Source organism: Butyricicoccus faecihominis, from assembly GCF_024462775.1.
Lineage (GTDB): Bacteria > Bacillota > Clostridia > Oscillospirales > Butyricicoccaceae > Agathobaculum > Agathobaculum faecihominis_A.
The window spans coordinates 1-20,220 of the sequence record NZ_JANGCE010000025.1 but is presented as its reverse complement, the minus strand read 5'-3'; the positions used below and the strand labels follow the sequence as shown (position 1 = coordinate 20,220).

The following is a 20,220-nucleotide window of genomic DNA, read 5'->3' as shown; positions in this document are numbered from 1 at the left end:
CGACAGTCTTGCGCGCTGCATTTGCAATGCAGCGCGCTTTCTTATCGCCGTAAATGGTGCAGCAAATACCGGCGCAGGCGGCGCTCCCAGCCGGTTTCGGATGCCCAGCCGTCCGGTTTTTGCTGTACCGCTTGCAGCAGCGCCAGACAGGCGTGCGGGCCGTACCAGTCGAACAGCGCGTCGCATTCCTCGCCCCAAAAGCAAAGGTCCAGCACCTCGGTCAGATCGCGCAGCGCGTGCACGGAACGGGTGACAAGCGCCGCCTTGTCGCTCAAAAAGCGGCATTCGCCAAGCGCCGCGATCAGGCCGCGCAGCGCTTCGTCCGGCATGGGGGCGCCGTCCACCCAGACCGGCGAAAGCTTTGGCGCGTCACAAAGGGGGGAGGGGAACACGCCGTCCAGCCGCCCGGCGGAAAGCGCGGCGTTTATGCGCGGCGCGAGCGCCAAAGCGGCGCGCCGCAGATAGGCGCGGTCGTCGGGTTCGTTCAGCGCGCAGCGGTCGACCAGCGTATCCGCCGCCGCTGCAAGGGCATGGTTCAGCGCGCCGCCGTCATAGGCGGTAAAGCGGCGCAGCAATGCCGCGCGCCCCTCGTCCGTCACATGAAGCGGCGCGGGGTCCTCGTGCAGCAGGGTCAAAGCCAGCGCGGCCGCCGCGACCGGTTCGTATAGGTTCAGCGACATGGCGTCCGGGTCGGGGCCGCAGCCGGCGAGCAGGGCCTCGGTCTCCGCCGCGCCGAATAAGCGCAGCAAACGGTTTTCCAGCGCCATGCGGCGCAGGTATTCCTTGAGGTAGCAAATCCCCTGTATTTGTTCCTCCACCGCCCACGCGAGGGGATAGTCGATGTCCGCGGGCACCACATGCGCGAAAAACAGACGATCGTACCGCTTGCGATAGCCGGTCATGCTGGCGAGCGTGTCGCGGTACGCCTGATTGGTGCGGGGCGGCGGCGCTGCCGCGAGACCGCGGAGCAGCCGGTCGCAGTCCTCCATCAGAAGCGCGAGCGCGTGCTGCCCGGCGGCCAGCCGCACGGCCGCGCCGCCCGCGTTTCCGCCTAGGGAAAGGGTAAAGAAAATGGAACGCAGCAGTTCTTCCGCGACCTCGACGGGGACCGAGCTGCTGTCTCCCGCGGTATAGAGCACGGTCTGCCGGGCAAGCAGCGCAAACAGCTCGGCCTGCGTCGCCTGTTCCGGCTCCGGCGGCAGGGAAGCGGGAAGCGGCCGTTCATTCATCCGCGTCCTCCCATTCTCCCGTGCGCATGGCGCGGCACAGCTCTTCCAGCGAGGTGCCTGCCAGATATTCGAGCGAGCCCTCGCACACCCCGTCGAAATATTTTTTCATCAGGTCGATCAGATCGTCGTCCGGAATACGGTCGGCGGATTCGTTTTTGAAGTAATAGAAGCAGTCCTGCAACTGAAACAGCGTGTCCGCGAAATCGTGGCGGTTCAGATACGGCGAATCGCAAAACGTCTTGGCGATCTGCGGCAGCACGCCCCCGCCCAATTCCACGCGCCCGGTGCTGCGCAGCGCCTCAAAGCGGCGCTCGGCCAGCTCCGCGATTTCCGCTTCGGAAAGGGTGAGACCGTAGGCCGCGGTCACCTCGTTCGCCGCGCGCAGCTGCGTGCACATTTGCTGCTTCCCGGCTGAAAGCAGGGTCATAGCAAAGGATGGTTCCATTTTCATCGCCTCCTTCAGACAGTTTACAGCGGCGCCGGAAGCAGTACAAGACTTGAAATTTCGCCGGTTTTGTGGTATAGTGATAACAGAAAAAATCCCTTTGACCGCCGGTTAGGCGCGGTCAAAGGGATTTTTTTAGTATTTTTCGCAATAGCCCTCGCCGCCGTTCGACAGCGACTTGAGCGTTTCTGAGATGCGCTCGTCCGGCGGGTCGCCGATCGCGGCGTGATCTATCAGGTTTTCGCGCTGCTCCCGCGTCAGCTCAAAAAACCGGTCCATGGCGCGTGTGTTATGGCCCATTTCCTCTAAAAACGAAAAGGGAATATCGCCGGAAACCTCTTTTTTATCCATGCTGCAAGCCTCCTTTCGATTGCAGTATGCGCAGTGCACATGATATAATACAAAGATAGGAAACTAAAGATAGGAAGCCAAAAGGAGCCCGAAACAGATGGAGCTTGTGAAAAATAAAATTTATCGCGCGCAGATCATGGATTATACGGCGGATGGCGCCGGTGTGGCCAAGGTGGACGGAGTGGCCGTGTTTGTGCCCCGCGCCGCCGTTGGCGACCAGTGCGATATCCGCATCACCAAGGTGGGGAAGAGCGTGGCGTTCGGCCGCATCGAAGAGATCGTTGTGCCGTCCAAGCACCGCATCGCGCCCCTGTGCCCGGTGGCCGCGCAGTGCGGCGGCTGCTGCTACCAGCACATCACCTACGAAGAGGAAAAGCGCGCCAAGGAGAAAAAGGTGCGGGACGCGCTTGTCCGCATCGGCGGGCAGGACGGCGCGAAGCTCACCGGCATTGTGGGCGCGCCGGAAACCGCGCACTACCGGAATAAGGCGCAATACCCGGTCGGCCTGAACGCGGCGGGCCGGGTCGTGACCGGCTTTTACCGCCCGCGCAGCCACGATATCGTGCCCGTGGAAAAATGCCTTATCCAGTCCGAAACAGCCGACCGCGCCGCCGCCGTGGTGCGCGATTGGATGAATCAAAATCAGGTGCCGCCCTATGATTACGGAAAAAAACGGGGCACGGTGCGCCACATCTATGTCCGCGTGGGAGAGGCGAGCGGCGAATGCCAGCTAACGCTCATTTCCGCCACGCGCAAGCTGCCCGCGCTCGACGCGCTGGTCGATTCGCTGCGGGCCGCGCTGCCGTCCCTCACGGGCGTGCTGCTCAACCATAACCAGCGGGACGATAACGTGATCCTCGGCGACCGCACCGACGTGCTCTGGGGCGAGCCGCTGCTGGAGGACCGGCTGTGCGGGCACTCGTTCCTGCTTTCGCCGGCGGCGTTTTATCAGGTCAACCACGCGCAGGCGGAAAAACTGTATGAATGCGCCTTGGATTTCGCCGGCCTGACCGGCAGCGAGACCGCGGTGGAGCTGTACTGCGGCGCGGGCACCATTACGCTGTCGCTGGCCGAGCGGGCTTTGCGCGTCGTCGCGGTCGAAATCGTGCCCGAAGCGGTAGAAAACGCCCGGCAGAACGCCGCGCGAAACGGCGTTACCAACGTGGAATTTATTTGCGCGGACGCGGGACAGGCCGCCGCCATGTTCGCGGGGCGCGGCGAAACGCCCGATGTGCTCGTCGTCGACCCGCCCCGGAAAGGGCTGGACGAAGCCACGCGCGACGCCATCCTGCGCATGCTCCCGCCCCGCGTCGTCTACGTCTCCTGCGACCCCGCCACCCTCGCCCGCGACGTCAAGGAACTCACAAACGCCGGCTACACCCTAGAAAAAGCCCAAGCCTACGACCTGTTTCCGAGGACGAGCCATGTGGAGAGTGTGGCTTTGATGACGAGGACAGAGCGATAAATCGGAATTGTTGCGTCTTAGGCGGATAAGGCGACCAAAAACGAAGGAGATGATGATATTGAACGGACGTGATGTAAGGATAGGTGCAAGCCTATTAGTCGGTGATATGGATTGTATGGTTCGATTTTACAGAGATATATTGGGTTTTTCAACACAATGGGATGGCGGGAATTTCGCTGAGTTTGAAACAGCAAGCGGTGCGCTGTCCTTGTTCATGTACAGCAGAGAACAATTTGTAAAGGCAATTGGAGAAAGTTATGTTCCGCCAAAGGGAATTAATCAGACGTTTGAAATTGCCTTGTGGCTGCCTAGCTTTGCTGATGTTGATGCGGAATATGAGCGGCTATCGATGTTTGGCGTTCGGTTTCCCACCGGAGAACCCATCACCTATCCTTTTGGCATTCGCAATTTTTATGTTGCCGACCCCGAGGGGAACCTGCTTGAAATCGGTAGCACAAGCGAAACGTAGTTTGCAACTGCGCCTTATTGTTAAAAGACGCACCTAACAAAATTCCGGTTTCTTGGCTAGAGGAGCGTTTTCCGCAAGGGCCCAACCACGCCTTGCGGAAATCTGGCGCACCTATTCAACACAATGTGAGCCTATGGCGATGCCCAACCGGAAAGCCTAGAATAGAGACTTCGCTCATGCGGACAGGAGGGGACAAATCGTGTCGCAGATTTTTTTGGTTGAAGATGACAAGGCGATCGCCAAAAATTTGGTGCTTTTGCTCCGCGCGGAGGGGTTCACGGTCGCGCATGCGTCCACGCGGGCGGAGGCGCTCGGCTTGCTCGGCGGGGATCGGTTCGATCTGGCGCTGGTCGATATTTCGCTGCCTGACGGAAACGGCTTTTCGGTTTGTACGGAAATTAAAGAAAAGCAGGATATCCCCGTGATCTTTTTAACGGCTTCGGGCGATGAGGCGAGCGTTGTCACCGGTTTGAACATCGGCGCGGACGACTATATCACAAAGCCCTTTCGGCCGCGTGAATTGATGGCGCGCATCGCCGCCGCCCTGCGGAAAAGCAAACGCGCGCCGACCGCCGCCGAGATAGGCGGCCTGTTTGTCGATACCGCGAGCGGCGTGGTGAAAAAAGACGGCGGCGAGGTCTTTCTTTCCGCCTTGGAGTACCGCTTATTGCTGGTGTTTCTCAATAACCCCAAAAGCATCCTCACGCGGGGACGGCTGCTGGACGAATTGTGGGACGCGGCGGGCGAGTTTGTCAATGACAACACCTTGACCGTGTATATCAAACGCTTGCGGGAGAAAATAGAAAGCGACCCCGCTAACCCGCGTATCATTCTAACCGTGCGCGGGACGGGGTACCGATTGGGAGGCGGCCATGCTTCGGAATAGAGAGTTTCGGCGGTTTGCCGTTTGCTTCGCCCTGATCGCCGCAGCCGCCGTGGCGCTGGGCTTTGCGATCAATACAGCGGCGGGGGTCCTCGCCGTCTGCACCGCCGCTGCCTTTGGCGCGGCGTTTTTCATATTCACCAAAGCGCGGTACAAAAGCTTGGCGCAGATCGCGGGTCAGATCGATCTGGTGCTCCATCACGCGGACCGCCTGTATATCGCGGAATCGGACGAGGGCGAGCTTTCCATCTTAAACAGCGAGATCACCAAGATGACCTCGCGCATTCGGGAGCAAAACGACGCGCTGAAAAAAGAAAAGGAGCACCTTGCCGATTCGCTGGCCGATATCGCGCACCAGCTTCGCACGCCGCTCACGTCCGCGAACCTGCTTCTTTCGCTGCTGGAAAACGCCCCGGATGAGAACGAACGAAAGGCCCTGCTGCGCGAAGCGGAGCAACTGTTTGTCCAGATGGATTGGCTGCTTACCTCGCTGCTGAAGCTGGCCCGTTTGGACGCGGGCATCGTGGTTTTCCAGAGCGGGCAAATCGAGGCGGACGAGCTGATCCGCGCCGCGCTTCGGCCGCTTCTGATCCCGATGGAGCTGCACGATATCGCGCTGCAAACGGACGTGCCCAAGGGGGTGCGGATTTGGGGCGACCCGGGCTGGCTGTCGGAGGCTGTTCGGAATATTCTGAAAAACTGCATGGAAAGCGCGGGCGACGGCGGAGCAATCGAAATCCGCTGCGAGGACAACCCGCTGTTTACCGAGTTTACGATCCGCGACAGCGGCGCGGGCTTTGCGGAACAAGAGCTGCCCCATTTGTTTGAACGGTTTTACCGCGGCAAAAACGCGGAAACGAAAGGGTACGGCATCGGTCTGGCCCTGTGCAAAATGATCGTCACGCGGCAGGGCGGGACGGTCACGGCCAAAAACCATCCGCAGGGCGGCGCGGTATTTGCCCTTCGTTTCCCCAAGTGACGAATCTCTCACGAAAAAGTCACCGGAATGTGAGCCGAAAGCGCTATGATATGGGTAAACCATGAAAAAAGGAGACTCACATAATGGATTTTTTAAGAGTGGAAGATCTATGCAAGGTCTACGGCAAGGGCGAAAATCAGGTCACCGCGCTGGACCATGTATCGCTGACCATTGAAAAGGGCGAGTTTACCGCCATCATCGGCTCCTCCGGTTCGGGCAAATCCACCTTGCTGCACATCATCGGCGGCGTGGACATGCCGACCAGCGGAAAGGTATATTTGGACGGGCAGGACGTCTATGCGGGGAACAATGACAACCTAGCCATTTTCCGCAGGCGGCAGGTCGGCCTGATCTATCAGTTTCACAACCTGATCCCGACCCTGAACGTGGTGGAAAACATCACCCTGCCCATTTTAATGGACAAGCGGAAGGTGAACCGGGAGCGGCTGAACGACCTGCTCGATCTGCTCGGGTTGCAGGAGCGCAGAACGCACCTGCCCAACCAGCTTTCGGGCGGGCAGCAGCAGCGCGTCGCCATCGGGCGCGCTTTGATGAACGCGCCGCAGGTCATGCTGGCCGACGAACCCACCGGCAGCTTGGACAGCCGCAACGGGCACGAGATCATCAAGCTGCTGAAGGAAAGCAATCGCCTATACGGGCAGACGCTGCTGCTCGTCACGCATGACGAAAGCATCGCCTTGCAGGCGGACCGCATCATCACCATCGCGGACGGCGCGGTGGTGCGGGACGTGAGGGCGCGGTCATGAACATTTTTCATAAGGTCGCCCTGCAAAGCATGAGAAAAAGCCGCACCCGCACGATCGTGACGGTGATCGGCGTGATCCTGTCCGCCGCCATGCTCACAGCGGTCACGACCTTTGGCGTTTCTCTGCTGCACTATATGGTGAACGGCGCGGCCCAGAAATACGGCGGCTGGCACGCGGCGTTTTTGGACGTCGACCCCGCCTTCGCGCAGGAGCGGGCACGGGACGATGCGGAGGCGAGCGCCGCCGCGTTTGAAAATATCGGCTACGCGGCGCTGGAGGGCGGACAAAATCCGGAAAAGCCCTATCTGTTCGTCGCCGGATTCAGCGGCGAAGCGTGGAGCGCCCTGCCCATACGCCTTGTTTCCGGCAGGCTGCCGGAGAACGGCGGGGAAATCCTCGTCCCTTCGCATGTTGCCGCAAACGGCGGCGTAAAGATCGCGGTGGGCGATACGCTCACCCTCGCGGTCGGAAAGCGAACGGCGGGGGACGCGGCGCTCAGCCAGCACGATCCGTACCGCGCGGGAGCCGAACAACTGCGCCCCACGGCGGAGAAAACCTATACGGTCGTCGGCATTTGCGAAAGGCCAACGTTTGAGGAGCGTTCCGCGCCCGGCTACACCCTGATCACAACGGCCGCCGCGGAAGACGAAGCGGACAGCCTCAGCCTGTACGTCACCCTGCAAAAGCCGCGTCAGGTTCACGCCTATGTGGCGAGCGCCGCCGGCGGGCGCACCGTGGTGCTGAACGAGGAGCTTTTGCGGTTCATGGGGCTTTCCGATGACACGCTGTTCAACACGCTGTTGTACGCGGTCGGCGGTATCGTGATCGCGATTATCATGCTGGGCTCTATTTTTTTAATCTACAACGCTTTCAGCATCTCCTTGAACGAGCGCACGCAGCAAATCGGCATCCTGTCCTCCGTGGGGGCCACGGCCGGACAGCTGCGCGGCTCGGTGCTGTTCGAGGGGCTTTGCATCGGCGCGGTCGGCATCCCGATCGGCGTAGCGGCGGGTATCGCGGGTATGGGCGTTGTGATCGCGGCGGTATCCAAAAACTTTAAGGATATCCTCTACGCCGGCGTATCGCTTACCCTAACCGTGTCCTTGCCCGCTATTCTCCTCGCGGCGGCCGTCAGTCTGGCGACGATCCTGATCTCGGCCTATCTGCCGGCGAAAAGGGTCGCGCGCATGCCGGTAATGGACTGCATCCGCCAGACAAACGAGGTCAAGGTGCAGGCCGGGGATGTCAAAATATCAGGGCTGGCCCAGCGCCTATACGGTCTGGAAGGCAGCCTTGCGCTGAAAAATTTTAAGCGGAACAAGAAGCGCTACCGCAGCATCGTGCTGTCCCTTGTTTTGAGCGTCGTGCTGTTTGTCACGACCAGCTCGTTCGTGATGGATTTGAAGCAGGCATCGGAGCAGGCGATCGTGTTCACCACCTACGACATCGGCTTTGGCACAATCGACATGGAAGACGGCCCCATGCTGGCGCTTTACGACCGGCTCAAAAACGTCGACGGCGTGCAAGAGAGCGGCTATCAGGTCTGTGTGGATTATACCTGCACGGTCCCGGCGGACCGGCTGACGGACGCTTACTGGCAAACCGTAGGGGGCTACGCGCCGGATGAAGAGGTAAAGCTGCAAATGATGGTGCAGTTTCTGGACGACGGCTCCTATCTCGCCATGGTACGGGAGCTCGGCCTGCCTACGGACGAATATACCGGGCCGAACGCGAAGCTTCTCGCAGTCGCCAAAATGGACCTAGAGAACAACCGCCTGCACGAGGTGACGGAGTTTGCCGACCTGTTTCAAGGCTCCGAGCTGGACGCCGCCATTACCCCCAAGGCGAGCGGTGAAACGGAGCAGGCCCAGCCGGTCCGCATGACTTTGGTAGAGGCCGTGGTGCCGGATATTCCCCCGATGACGGTGGGTACCTATGAAAAACAGCCCTATATCTTTCAGGTGCTGGCGCCGTGGTCGCTGCAAGACCGACTGGCCCCCGTGGGCGGCTTTTCGGAAATCAGGGCCAAGGGCATGACCTTCCGGTCGCAAACGCCCGCCGCGTCCACCGCGGCCATGAAGGCGATTGTGGAGGACGCGGGCGTTACCGCCGCGTATAACCTGATGAACATGCAGCAGGCGCTGAGCGAAAGCCGCAACTATATCTTTATTGCGAACGTTTTCGCCTATACGTTCATCGTGATGATCTCGCTGATCGCGGCGGCCAATGTGTTCAACACCATCTCCACCAACCTGAAGCTGCGCCGCCGGGAGCTTGCCATGCTCCGCTCCGTGGGGATGTCGGACCGGTCGTTTAACCGCATGATGCGCGTGGAGTGCGCTTTTTACGGCGCGCGGGCGCTGCTGATCGGTCTGCCGGTCGCGGCCCTCTGTTCTTGGCTGATTTACAAGGGCATGTTCATCGGCGGGGCGGACCATATCGAATTTGTGCTGCCTTGGGCCAGTATCGGGATCAGCGTGTGCAGCGTGCTGCTCATCATATGGATCACCATGGTGTATGCCGTCGGCAAGCTCAAAAAAGAAAATATCATTGACGCTTTGCGGGACGATATGACCTGAAAAACGCGCCTAGCTGACGCAATGTCAGTCAGTTAAGAATAACTGACTCCTATACAACATAGCGCCGCCCTTTGGCCTTCCCCCAAATGAGGGCATATGCGTAAACTGAAGCAGCGTATGCATTTGGGCTTCCCCCGACGAGGGGAAGCTGGCACGGCGAAGCCGTGACTGATGGGGGGCGCAAGAACCATTGGCATTGATGTGCGCAGTAACCTTTCAATGCGCTATTTGTTACGCCCCCCATTCGTCACGCGCCTGCGGCGCGCGCCACCTTCCCCTCGTGGGGGGAAGGCTAGATCGCGCGCGCAGCTTAAGTTTACGCATATGCCCTCGTGGGGGGAAGGCCAGATCGCGCGCTTTGGACGAATGTCATTTAAACGAGATAAGATCAACTGGTTCTGTAGGGCGCTCTGTGTGCGCGTTACTAAAGTTTACGCATATGCCTCGTCGGGGGAAGCCCAAAGGGCGTTTGCTACCCACTTAATACTTGCTCATTCTTATCTTAATGACATTGCTAGCTGACGTACAGGATATGCACGTCGCCCAGCACCCGTTTGATCTCTTGGCGCAAATAGGCTTCGGCCTCGGCGCGGGCCGTGGGGATATAGCAGTACTTGCCCCGGCCCCGGCCGGTCATGAGGCTGCTGTCGTACAGGTCGGGCGCGCCCGGGAACGCGTCGCCGTTGATGGCGCGGTGGATATAGGAGTAGGTCATCAAAATAATCTCCAAAAACATTTGCTTTCGCACCTTTTCCGTGAGGCCCGCGCGAAGCTGCTCCAAAAGCTCGGTGTACAGGGCCTTCCAGCCCTCCACCAGCATGACCGGCGCGATCAGCAGCCCGCAGGGGTAGCCCGCCTCGCACATGCGGCCCACGGCTTCGATCCGCTTTTGCAGATCCGAGGTGCCAAGCTCGATGCGGCTGATCAGCGGCTGCGGATTGACGCTCATGCGGAAAATGACCTTGCCCCTGTGGGGCAGGTCCAGCAGGCTGTCCACCATGTGAAATTTGCTGGGAAACGTAAGCTTGCCCGCGCCCTCCTCGGCAAAGCGGGGGATGGTGTACAGCAGGTTGCCCGTTATGGTGTTTTCCAGCACCAGATCGCTGTTGCTGCCGATCTCAAAGGTAAGGGGCGTTTCGCTGGCGCGTCCCTTTTTGATCAGGCGGTCCAGCATCTGCTCGCGGTTGACAAACAGGCGCAGGTAGGCGCATTTGTTATAATTGCAAACCAAATAGCAATATAAACACATCGCGGTGCAGCCCGATGAGGTGTAGGGAACCAAATAGTCGGAAACCTTGTGGTTTTCCACATATTTATGGGTCTTACGAATGCCGATAATCAAATTTCGCTTCATTTTGCCAAATTCGGCGTTGGCCTTTTGCTGCATTTCCAAAATGGAATTATGACTTTCCACCGGTATCCACGGCAGATTAGCAAATTGCGCTTTCAGTTGCCGGCCCAGCTCGTAGGTCAGGCTGTCGGGTTCAAAGTAAACGGCGTCAAAATTCATGCTTTCGTTCCTCATTCCACGTATGATAATCACAGTATGTGCCGGATGGGGCGGGTTCATAATGACTGAAAAGGACGCGTTGCAAAATAAAAAGCCCTTCAAATACTTGCCATGCTGAGGAGCAAAGCGACGAAGAATGACAAGCGGGTTTTTTCTATTTTGTAACGCGTCCTTTTTATCCTGATTTTTCTTTGGCGGCGGTTTCGCAAAGCAGGTTGAAAAAATTTGAAATCGTGGTAAAATGAAAAGAAAGTAGATTAAAACACGGCATAAAGGCGCTGGCCGCTTGAAGCGGCGCTGAAATACGTGAAAAACTGCCTGTGGGCAAATACTCCTGCCGCGTGGGCGAATGGCCGGACGCGGCAGGGTTATTTTTGAAAACCGCAAACGCGGGCGCGGGTAGGGGGGGATTGGCGGGTGCATGTCATGAGATGGAATATTGCGGCGGAAGCGATCTCCATGGTGATGCTCGGCATCATCTGGGTTTACGCCCGAAAGGGAAGCCATCTTCCCACACTGAAAAACAGGATGTTTCAGGGGTGCCTGCTGGTTACCTTTAGCGCGATTCTGACGAATATCCTGTCCACGCTGATGATCTACCGGTATGACGAAATTCCGCTTTGGCTGACCGGGCTGGTCACCACGGTCTATTATGTTTTGACGCCGCTGATGGGGCTGGCCTATTTCCTTTACACGGTGTCGGTCATCTACCCGGACGCGCAGGACGGGCAGCTGCGGCGCGTCGTCGGCGTTTGGCTGCTGCCCGGCGCGGCTTACGCGCTCATGGTGCTGGTAAACCCGTTCACGCACAGCCTGTTTACCATCGACGCGGCGCGGGGCTATGAACGGGGCCGGTTGGTGTTCGTCACCTATTTGATCTTTTACGCCTACTGTTTGGCAAGCATCGTGGTCACCGTGTACAATCACCGCCGCATCGACCGGAAGATCTACCGCATCCTCGCGGCGTTTCCCGTGCTGGCGGTGCTGGTCATTCTGGTGCAGCAGCTTTATCCGGATGTGATCCTGTCCGGTTCGGCGGCGACCTGCGCGCTGCTGATTATTTACCTGCACCTGCAAAACAAGCAGATATCGGTCGATTATCTGACGGGCGTGCCCAACCGGCAGGAGCTTTTGAACATGCTGGGCTATATGATTAAGCGCGCGCCGAACAAACGCTTTGTGCTGGTCGTGGTATCGCTGCGCGATTTTCGCATCATCAACAACACCTGCGGCCAAATCACGGGGGACGAGTTCCTGAAAGAGGTGTGCCGTTTTTTAGTGCAGGCCGGGCCGCGCGACAATGTGTACCGTTTCAGCGGGGATGAATTCGCCTTGCTTTTTACCAATGAGAACGTCGAGCAGATCAAGCGGTGCGTGCGGAGCGTTCAGTCCCGCATGACGCAGCCGTGGCATGCGGCGGATTACCGCTTTGTCCTTTCCGCCGTCATGGGCGTTATCGCCTACAACCGGGGCGATACGCTGGAAAAGACCGTCAGCGCGATCGAATACGCCGTATACGAAGCGAAAACGGGAAAATTCGGACAGGTCTGCTACTGCGATCAAAAAATGCTGGAAAAGCTGGAACGCAGGCGCAGGATCATACAGGTGCTGCGCGAGCAGCTCGCGCGGCAGAGCTTTGAAATGTATTACCAGCCCATCTATTCGGTTAAGACCGGTACCTTCCGCTATGCGGAATCGCTCATGCGCATCCCGCATTCGCCCATCGGGCCGCTCATGCCGTTTGAATTCATCCCCATCGCGGAGGAGACCGGCCTGATCGCCGAGATCACCTACGTGGTGCTGGATAAGGTGTGCCAATATATCAACCGCCTTCTGGCAAAGGGGATCGATGTGGGGTCCATCCACGTCAATTTTTCCGGCGTGCAGTTTAACCAGCCCGATCTGGCCGGGCGGGTGCTGGAGATCATCCGCAGGAACAACACGCCGCCGGGCGCGATCGTGATCGAGTTCACCGAAAGCACGCTGGCCGAAAGCACGCAGGTCGTCACCGCGTTTGCGATGGAGATGATGCAGTACGGCATCAAAATGGGTCTGGACGACTTCGGCACGGGGTATTCCAACATCGCGTCCGTCATCAACATTCCGTTCGGCACGGTCAAGCTCGATAAAAGTCTGGTCTGGGTGTCCATGGAAAGTGAAAAATCCGCGCTGGCGATCAAAAACCTGTCCCGCACGTTCACGGAGCTGGGCATGAAGGTGGTGGCGGAGGGCGTGGAGACCGATGCGCAGCGGCAGCTCGTCGTCGATTTCGGCGTGGATCAGATTCAGGGCTTTTACTACGCAAAGCCCATGCCGGCCGATGAAATGGAGGATTTTATGCTGAAGCATCAGGGGGATACGCATGGCGATTAAGTATCGGCTCGGCTCCCGCCTTGTGGCGGAGGGGGCGGCGGCGCATAACGCCGCGGACAGCGCTTGCGCGCTCGTCGAGGTACTGAGCGGGGAAGAGGCGAACGCCGAACCAAGGCTTGTCAAAGAGGTGTTCCCCTTTGTCAAGCGGCGGCAGGACACGCACTTTTCCAAGATCGAGGTGCACGCGGATTTTCTGTACGGCGCCTTTGCGATTCCGGCGAAAAAGGGCGGCAGCGGCACGCATTTCAGCTATATCGTATTCCGGGACAGCGTGATTTTTATCGACGACAGCGGTTTTGTGAAAAAGCAGCTGCAAACGATGGGGCAAACCATCGTGCGCGAAAAGTGCGGTCTGGGCTTTTTCCTTTCGGATTTTATCGATCTGCTCATTTCGGACGACCTGTTGTTTTTGACCGGCGTGGAAAGCCAGCTCGCCCACATGGAGGACGAGGTGTACGAGGGCGCGCCGGAAAATTTCAGCCACCGCGTCATGGCTTGCCGCAGGCGCGTGGTGAAGTTCGCGCACTATTATTTGCAGCTTTTGGATATCGGCAACATCTTGCAGCGGGACGATCTCGGATTTTTCACGGCGTACGAGCAGCAGTCGTTCGACCGCCTTGTCGGGCACGTCGGCCGGTTGCACAGCGAAACGATGCTGCTGCGGGAATACTGCACGCAGGTGGGCGAGGTTTACCAGTCCCAGCTCGATATCCACCAAAATAAAATCATGAAGATTTTAACCATCGTCACCACGATTTTTCTCCCGCTCACGCTGATCGTGGGCTGGTACGGCATGAATTTTACCAATATGCCCGAATTGCGCTGGCAGTACGGCTATCCGGCCGTGATCCTGCTCAGCGCGGTCATCGTCGTGTGGTGCGTCCATATCTGCAAGAAAAAGCATTTTTTCTAAGCAAGGTTTTCCGCAAAAATTCAAATATGGTGGCCGGTCAGGCAAAAGTGGTTTTTGTGCACCGTCAGCAAACCGTCGCGCTGCATTTTTCCAAGCTCGCCCGAGAGCGCGCTGCGGTCCACGCTTAGATAATCGGCAAGCTGCTGGCGGTTGAAGGGAATTTCAAATTCGTTTTTGCCCGCTCGCAGCGCCTGCTCGGATAGGTAGGAGAGCAGCCGCCCGCGTATGGTTTTGGAAGAGGTGTGAAATATACGCCGCGACAGGATCAGGTTCTTCTGCGCCGCGATGCGCAGCAGGTTGCGGATTAGCCGCGCGTGGTGCGCGCAGGCGTTCGGGCAGGTCTGAAGCAGGCGGCTGACATCCAGAAATAATATCTCGCAGTCCTCCGCCGCGATCACGCTCACCATCAGCGGTTCGCCGGGCACGCAGGCGTAGGATTCCGCGAACACCTGCCCCGGCCCCGCGTGATCTAAAATGCTTTTGTTGCCCCATACATCGTCGTTTTCAATGCGCACCCCGCCCGATAGCACCAGCCCCATGCTCCGCGCCGGTTCGCCCGCGCGGCAGATCACGCTGCCTTTCGGGTGCTTTTTGCATACCGCGCCCAAACAGTCCAGCATGGCGCGTACCTCCTCTTCGGTAGCACCGAAAAACAGCGGCGTTTTCGCTAAAAAAGAAACATTCATTTTTTGCTCCTTTGTTGTTATAACAACAGCTTTGCTGGTTTGATTTTAGTATACTGGGTTTACAAAGTCAAGCATGGCCCATAAAGGAGGAAATGAAAATGCTTCGTAAGATTATTCAGATAGAGGAAGAGAAGTGCAACGGCTGCGGCCTGTGCGCCAAGGCCTGCCATGAGGGCGCGATCGGCATGGTGAACGGCAAAGCCCGCCTGCTGCGGGATGATTACTGCGACGGTTTGGGCGACTGCCTGCCCACCTGTCCAACCGGGGCGATCACCTTTGTCCGGCGCGAGGCCGCCGCCTATGACGAAGCGGCGGTACAGGCGAACAAGGCGCAGAAGGAATTGGGGGGACAGCCGCCGCTGCCCTGCGGCTGCCCGGGCAGTCAGTCCCGCGCGCTGGGCGGCGGGGAAGCGCCCGCCGGGGCCGCGCCCGCAACGGCGGCGTCCGCATTGCGCCAGTGGCCGGTACAGATCAAGCTGGCCCCGGTGAACGCGCCGTATTTTGACGGCGCGAACCTGCTGATCGCCGCCGATTGCGCCGCCTATGCCTATGGCAACTTTCATCAGGATTTTATGCGCGGCAAGGTCGCGCTGATCGGCTGCCCCAAGCTGGACGAGGGCGATTACAGCGAAAAGCTGACGGTCATCCTGCGCGAAAATAATATCAAAAGCCTGACGGTCGTGCGCATGGAGGTGCCGTGCTGCGGCGGCATCGAGCACGCGGCGGTCACGGCACTGCAAAACAGCGGCAAATTCATACCGTGGCAGGTCGTCACCCTGTCGGTGGATGGACGCGTACTGGATTAAAGTCAAAAAGGGCGCGTTGCAAAATAAAAGAATCTCCGTATGTCATTCTGAACGAAGTGAAGAATCTCGCGCGAACGCGCGGAATGAACGTGAAAGCCGCGCGTTCGTGCGAGATTCTACGTCGCTTCGCTCCTCAGAATGACAAGAATTTGGAACATTCTTTTATTTTGCAACGCGCCCTTTGGCATGTTGCAGAGCGCGACCGTCAAAGCGCGTCGATCTGGCCTTCCCCCCACGAGGGCATATGCGTAAACTTAAGCAATGCGCGGGGGCAAAGACCGTTTTCTGGCCTTCCCCCCACGAGGGGAAGGTGGCGCGCGCCGTAGGCGCGTGACGAATGGGGGGCGCATGAATTGGCAGCATTGATGTGCGTGGCTGCCTTAAAGTGCGCCATTTGTTACGCCCCCCATCAGACCCGCGCTTCGCGCGGCCCAGCTTCCCCTCGTCGGGGGAAGCCCAAAGGGCGTTTGCTACCCAGTGAGTACTTGCTCATTCTTAACTAAAATGACATTGGGTTAATACCCGGCCCTTTTGCATGTTGCAGCGCGCGACCGTCAAAGCGCGTCGATGCCGAGCACGTTTTTCGCCACGATGCCGATCACGAAGGAGATCACCGCGACGGAAAGCGAGATCAGCGCCATTTCAAGGAAGTGCCGGAGAAAAGGCTCTTCCTTGGTCACGGAAAGATAATAGTTGAAAAATAGGATGATGAGCAGCACGGTCGCGATCATCACGGCGAAAGCGGCCACATACATGCCTGTGGGGAACAGCAGATAGGGCAGCACGAGCAGCGCCACCGTAATGAGATAGGCCGCGCCCGTGTACAGACTGGATTTGAAAGCGGTGCTGTTGCCGTCCGCCCGTTCGGCCAGATAGTTGGACGCCGCCATGGAAAGCGTGGCCGAAATGCCGGTGATGATGCCGGTCATGGCGACCAATCGGGTGTTGGCCAGCGCAAAGGTCACGCCCGCGATCGCGCCGGTCAGTTCCACCAGCGCGTCGTTCAGGCCCAGCACCATCGAACCGACGTAGTGCAGCCGTTCCTCGTCGAGCATACCGTAAAGCTCTTTTTCGTGCGCGCGTTCGTCCTCCAGCATACGGGCCGCCTGCGGCAGCGTTTGCTTCATCTGCTCATAGCGGGCCTGACCGAGCCGCTCGTCCTTTTGCATCCGCTTTACGACAAAGGTAAAGCCCAAAAGGATGGAAAGCAGCTTCAGTATCATCAGGCGCCACCGGCTGGGCTTCAGCTCTTCGCCGGATAGGCCCTTCCAAACCGTCGCGTGCTTTTTTTCATCCGCCGCCATCTGCTCGAAAAGCTTGCGGTTTTGCTCGTCCTTCTGGCGGGTGGCCAAGTAGCCGTAAAGCAGCGCGCCGGTTTCTTCGTCAACCTGCGCCTTGCGCACGGCTTGCCGCATCGCGGGATCAAGTTTCGGTCTGTTCATATCGTACCCCCTGTGCTATAATAGCGGTAGCGGCGGCGCGCCGGAAGGGCTGGCGGCCGCGAAAATACCCCTTTTCTGTATTTTACCACGGTAGGCCGCTTTTTACCATAGCGGCGCCCATGTTAAGGATTAAGGAGCGAAAACATGCATTCCACCCCACATAAGCTGCAAAATACCGCGCGTTCGTTTTCTTTTGTGTTCCTCCTCGGCCTGCTCGCGGGCGTGGTAACCAGACTTTCGGACTTTTTTCCGTACGAGGGGAGTCTGTGGAGCTTTGCCTCCATTGCCACGCTGTTCGGATTCTGGATGGTCACGGTCACGCTCGTCATCTGCTTCAGCTCGTCAAACGGTAATGCGGCGCTGAACGTGTTCCTGTACCTGTTTGGTATGACGCTTGCTTTTTACGGCCTGCAATACGTGCTCGGCTTGTTTTTGCCGCGTTTTTCGCAGGTATCCTTCCAGTGGAGCCTGTTTGCGCTGTATACGGTGTTTTCGCTGGTTTGCGCGGCGATCGGCTTTGTGCTGTATTTCTGGAACCGGGGCGGATTTGCGGGCAGCCTGTTGTACGCGCTGCCCGTCGCGGGGCTGGCGGCGGAAACGCTCGGCACGGGCGCATACCTGTACAGCCACCATATGCTGCTGTTTCAGTTCTTGTTCGATCTGGCCGGGGCGCTGGCGTTCGGCGTTTGCTTTTACCGCCGGGCGGCGCGCAAGGGGCCCTATCTGGTCACCGTAGCTGTCGTGGCGCTGATCGGTTATTTTCTGTTCTACCGCCCGTTTTTATAAAAATTTTGATCAATGCAAAGGAGTAGATCCATGGTAAGACCGATCATGAAGGACGAAGCGTTTTTAAAGCAGCCCTCGGAACCCGCGGTCGAAGCGGACATGCCGATCGCGCGCGATCTGCTGGACACGCTGAAAGCCAATGCGTCGCACTGCGTGGGCATGGCCGCGAATATGATCGGCGAGGCAAAGCGCATCATTGCCGTGGACGACGAGGGCAGCTATCTATTGATGTTCAACCCCGTGATCATCGAGCGCAGCGGGCCCTACGAAGCAGAGGAAGGGTGCCTGTCCCTGACCGGCACGCGCAAAACCACACGCTATAAAAAGATAACCGTGCGCTATCAAAACCGCGTTTTCCGCGAGCGGGAGCGCACCTTCCGCGATTGGACGGCGCAAATCGTCCAGCACGAGATCGACCACTGCAACGGCGTGATTATTTAAGGGCCTTTTGTCAAGAGGAATTTTTTTAGGGGTGGAACGGACAAAAAAAGGGGACTGCCGCGCGGCAGTCCTCTTTTTGCGGTCTATTCATTTTCTCATTCTGTCAATCGCTTTTCTTTAAAGCCAAATATGTCAATCATCATCAGCACACCCATACAAAAGCTGTATTCAAAAAGGTCTACCTCTTCGATTATGCTGCATTGCGCTTGCAGGTTTCCCATTTCTTCAAACTTGTTATACTCTTCGGGAGATAACAGTTTTTCAAAATGCTTTTTTATGTCGCTGATTTTTCGCGTAAGTGGGGTATAGGCGGGGTCTTGTGTGCGTCCGCGTTCCCACGGTACAAGGTTGCCGAAATACAGGTCATACATAGAGGACTTGCTCATTCGTTCGCCCCCTTGCTAAGAATAAATTCCTCGTCGTTCAGCTTCGCGTCAAGTGCTTCAGCGGTTTGATCCATGGTATCGATAGCTTTCCTGTATTCGGGATTTCCACGGTATATCGCGGGGTTGACACACAGTGCATCATCCGCAAACGCGTCTAAAATTTTTCCCATTCAAATTTTGTCCTTTCTTGGTTGTTCCGATATTGCTTGAAAGGGAAGCCGACGCATGATATAATATTTACGTCGCTTTTGCTTTCGGGCAACAGTCGGCTGGGGAAGTGGCGTGTTGCTGTGGTAGGTGTGCGCCGCTTCCTTTTATTTTTGTTCTTGTAGGCTCTCATACAAAGTCTGGACACCGCGCCGCAAAACTTCCGAGCGTGTTATACTGAGTTTTTTCATGCAAAACTCAATTTTTTCCATTGTATCTTTGTCGGCTCTTGTTTTGATTTGGGTGTCTAATGGCTTTTCCGGGTGAGGGCCTGGTTTTTTTCGTGCCAATAAACTTCACCTCCATTTTGGGGTACAAGTTAATCTTACAACTTGGGGCCCAAAATGTCAAGCGTTGTCTTTATCCAAGTCTTTTTATTTATTTTCACGCAGGGCTTGCTTTTACGACTAATTTATTTTATAATTAAATTAATATATATAATAAATAAACGCAAAGGAAAGGAAGGAGCAAGATGAAGCAATATGTATACGCCCATTCCGCCGGGGAGCAGGCGGCAGGGGAACGGATATACCTGTGCAGCGACGACCGGCTCAAGGACGGCGTGGTATCGCGCGCCAGCCTGCAAAAGCTGCTGCTGACGCCGGAAGCGGACGAAGCGCTGGAAAAGCGGTTCGAGCAGGCGCAGACAATGCTGTGGGCGGAGCAGTTCGCAGCCTGCGGGGAGCGGGACACGGTCGTTCGCTTGCCGGATATGCTGTTCGATTGCCTGCTCCCGCAAAACGAAGCGGAGTTTCGCTGCGTCGCGGAGCTGTTTCACTGTGAGGAACAGGCGCTGCGGGAGGAAGCGGAGCGCCTGACCGCGCGCCACCGGCTGTCCGGCTGCGAGCAATACCGTTTTGCGCCGCAGTACGTGCGGCTGTTTGAATTGCAGATCCGCTCGATCATCAAGGGCGCGGAGCAGGGCGGCCTGCAAAAAATATCCCTGCTGCTGCCCTATAGCGGCAACTGGGAGGAGGTGCGGCTGCTCTGCGCGCTGACCGATGGGATCGCGGCGGAATCGGTCATCACCTGCCCGCTTGGGCTAGAGATCACAACGCCGCGCGCGGCGTGCGTCACCAAGGAGTACGTGGCGACGATGGATTTTCTGGTGTTCGACACCGAATCGCTCACGCAGACCATGTACGGCATCGCGGCGCGGGACGCGGAGGACGCGATCGACCATTACATGCGGGAAGGCCTGTTCGAGCACAGCCCGTTTTGCTCGTTCGACCAGACGGGGCTGGGCACGCTGCTGCTGCTCGCCATCCGGGGCGCGCGGGCGATCAAGCCCACGGCGGGCATCGGCCTGAAGGGCAAGCCCGCGCACGAACCGGTCGGCCTTGCGTTCTGCCGGGAAAACAAAGTCGATATGCTGTTCACCGACCGCGCGGTGGAACTGACCGGCTGAACGTCGTGCCCACGCAAGTTTTGTTTTCACACATGACAAAGTAGACAAAGGTCTCTCGCCGCAGCGCGCATAGAAAGGAAAATGGAGCGAAGCGA

The 20,220-nt window shown here is 57.9% G+C and carries 21 protein-coding genes; 12 read left to right on the top strand and 9 right to left on the bottom strand.

The window, feature by feature from the left end; all coding sequences use genetic code 11:
• Window positions 1-41: 41 nt before the first annotated feature.
• The 3 genes from NE562_RS12575 to NE562_RS12565 form a co-directional block, all read right to left on the bottom strand.
• Window positions 42-1,229, bottom strand: a complete 1,188-nt coding sequence (locus tag NE562_RS12575; protein WP_280962777.1) for a DUF6179 domain-containing protein — start codon at window positions 1,227-1,229, stop codon at window positions 42-44.
• Window positions 1,222-1,674 (bottom strand): DUF6323 family protein, encoded by a 453-nt coding sequence (locus NE562_RS12570; RefSeq protein ID WP_280962776.1) that lies wholly within the window; start codon window positions 1,672-1,674, stop codon window positions 1,222-1,224. The genes NE562_RS12575 and NE562_RS12570 overlap by 8 nt, the downstream gene beginning before the upstream one ends.
• A 135-nt stretch (window positions 1,675-1,809) precedes the next feature.
• Window positions 1,810-2,025 (bottom strand): hypothetical protein, encoded by a 216-nt coding sequence (locus tag NE562_RS12565; protein ID WP_280962775.1) that lies wholly within the window; start codon window positions 2,023-2,025, stop codon window positions 1,810-1,812.
• Window positions 2,026-2,122: 97 nt separating this feature from the next.
• On the opposite strand from NE562_RS12565, the gene rlmD reads away from it, so the two are divergent.
• From rlmD to NE562_RS12535, 6 genes are all read left to right on the top strand, one after another.
• Complete coding sequence (gene rlmD, locus NE562_RS12560) at window positions 2,123-3,490, top strand: 23S rRNA (uracil(1939)-C(5))-methyltransferase RlmD (protein ID WP_280962774.1); 1,368 nt, start codon at window positions 2,123-2,125, stop codon at window positions 3,488-3,490.
• A 58-nt stretch (window positions 3,491-3,548) separates the two neighbouring features.
• Complete coding sequence (locus NE562_RS12555) at window positions 3,549-3,959, top strand: VOC family protein (RefSeq protein ID WP_280962773.1); 411 nt, start codon at window positions 3,549-3,551, stop codon at window positions 3,957-3,959.
• A gap of 199 nt (window positions 3,960-4,158) precedes the next feature.
• Entirely contained in the window at window positions 4,159-4,845 is a 687-nt protein-coding gene (locus NE562_RS12550; protein WP_280962772.1) for a response regulator transcription factor, read from the top strand.
• Window positions 4,832-5,821, top strand: coding sequence for a sensor histidine kinase (locus tag NE562_RS12545; RefSeq protein ID WP_280962771.1), 990 nt, complete (start codon window positions 4,832-4,834; stop codon window positions 5,819-5,821). The genes NE562_RS12550 and NE562_RS12545 overlap by 14 nt, the downstream gene beginning before the upstream one ends.
• Window positions 5,822-5,904: 83 nt before the next feature.
• Window positions 5,905-6,588 carry an ABC transporter ATP-binding protein gene (locus NE562_RS12540; RefSeq protein ID WP_280962770.1) on the top strand — a complete coding sequence of 228 codons (684 nt, stop codon included), beginning with the start codon at window positions 5,905-5,907 and terminating at the stop codon, window positions 6,586-6,588.
• Complete coding sequence (locus tag NE562_RS12535) at window positions 6,585-9,167, top strand: ABC transporter permease (protein ID WP_280962769.1); 2,583 nt, start codon at window positions 6,585-6,587, stop codon at window positions 9,165-9,167. The genes NE562_RS12540 and NE562_RS12535 overlap by 4 nt, the downstream gene beginning before the upstream one ends.
• Window positions 9,168-9,681: 514 nt before the next feature.
• Here the strand turns inward: NE562_RS12535 and NE562_RS12530 are convergent.
• Window positions 9,682-10,677, bottom strand: coding sequence for an SPL family radical SAM protein (locus tag NE562_RS12530; protein ID WP_280962768.1), 996 nt, complete (start codon window positions 10,675-10,677; stop codon window positions 9,682-9,684).
• 426 nt (window positions 10,678-11,103) lie between these two features.
• Here NE562_RS12530 and NE562_RS12525 point away from each other — a divergent pair, with 426 nt between their 5' ends.
• The gene (locus NE562_RS12525; protein ID WP_280962767.1) at window positions 11,104-13,050 is read left to right on the top strand and encodes a putative bifunctional diguanylate cyclase/phosphodiesterase; all 1,947 of its coding nucleotides are present in this window, start codon (window positions 11,104-11,106) and stop codon (window positions 13,048-13,050) included.
• Window positions 13,040-13,963 (top strand): CorA family divalent cation transporter, encoded by a 924-nt coding sequence (locus tag NE562_RS12520; protein ID WP_280962766.1) that lies wholly within the window; start codon window positions 13,040-13,042, stop codon window positions 13,961-13,963. Before NE562_RS12525 ends, NE562_RS12520 begins: the two co-directional genes overlap by 11 nt.
• 20 nt (window positions 13,964-13,983) lie before the next feature.
• On the opposite strand, the gene NE562_RS12515 is transcribed toward NE562_RS12520, so the two are convergent.
• Window positions 13,984-14,649 carry a Crp/Fnr family transcriptional regulator gene (locus tag NE562_RS12515; RefSeq protein WP_280962765.1) on the bottom strand — a complete coding sequence of 222 codons (666 nt, stop codon included), beginning with the start codon at window positions 14,647-14,649 and terminating at the stop codon, window positions 13,984-13,986.
• Between the two features lie 98 nt (window positions 14,650-14,747).
• On the opposite strand from NE562_RS12515, the gene NE562_RS12510 reads away from it, so the two are divergent.
• Window positions 14,748-15,455, top strand: a complete 708-nt coding sequence (locus tag NE562_RS12510) for an ATP-binding protein (protein ID WP_280962764.1) — start codon at window positions 14,748-14,750, stop codon at window positions 15,453-15,455.
• Between the two features lie 554 nt (window positions 15,456-16,009).
• On the opposite strand, the gene NE562_RS12505 is transcribed toward NE562_RS12510, so the two are convergent.
• Entirely contained in the window at window positions 16,010-16,897 is an 888-nt protein-coding gene (locus NE562_RS12505) for a VIT1/CCC1 transporter family protein (protein ID WP_280962763.1), read from the bottom strand.
• A 144-nt stretch (window positions 16,898-17,041) separates the two neighbouring features.
• Between NE562_RS12505 and NE562_RS12500 the strand changes: the two genes are divergently transcribed.
• Window positions 17,042-17,683, top strand: coding sequence for a hypothetical protein (locus tag NE562_RS12500; protein ID WP_280962762.1), 642 nt, complete (start codon window positions 17,042-17,044; stop codon window positions 17,681-17,683).
• A gap of 30 nt (window positions 17,684-17,713) precedes the next feature.
• Window positions 17,714-18,124 carry a peptide deformylase gene (locus NE562_RS12495; RefSeq protein ID WP_280962761.1) on the top strand — a complete coding sequence of 137 codons (411 nt, stop codon included), beginning with the start codon at window positions 17,714-17,716 and terminating at the stop codon, window positions 18,122-18,124.
• 95 nt (window positions 18,125-18,219) lie between these two features.
• Here NE562_RS12495 and NE562_RS12490 read toward each other — a convergent pair whose 3' ends face one another.
• From NE562_RS12490 to NE562_RS12480, 3 genes are all read right to left on the bottom strand, one after another.
• A complete protein-coding gene (locus NE562_RS12490) occupies window positions 18,220-18,510 on the bottom strand; it encodes a DUF6809 family protein (RefSeq protein ID WP_280962760.1) in 291 nt (96 codons plus the stop codon).
• Complete coding sequence (locus NE562_RS12485; protein WP_280962759.1) at window positions 18,507-18,680, bottom strand: DUF6809 family protein; 174 nt, start codon at window positions 18,678-18,680, stop codon at window positions 18,507-18,509. The genes NE562_RS12490 and NE562_RS12485 overlap by 4 nt, the downstream gene beginning before the upstream one ends.
• Window positions 18,681-18,824: 144 nt before the next feature.
• Window positions 18,825-19,007, bottom strand: a complete 183-nt coding sequence (locus NE562_RS12480; RefSeq protein ID WP_280962758.1) for a hypothetical protein — start codon at window positions 19,005-19,007, stop codon at window positions 18,825-18,827.
• Window positions 19,008-19,189: 182 nt separating this feature from the next.
• Between NE562_RS12480 and NE562_RS12475 the strand changes: the two genes are divergently transcribed.
• Complete coding sequence (locus NE562_RS12475; RefSeq protein ID WP_280962757.1) at window positions 19,190-20,125, top strand: putative PEP-binding protein; 936 nt, start codon at window positions 19,190-19,192, stop codon at window positions 20,123-20,125.
• Window positions 20,126-20,220 lie beyond the last annotated feature (95 nt).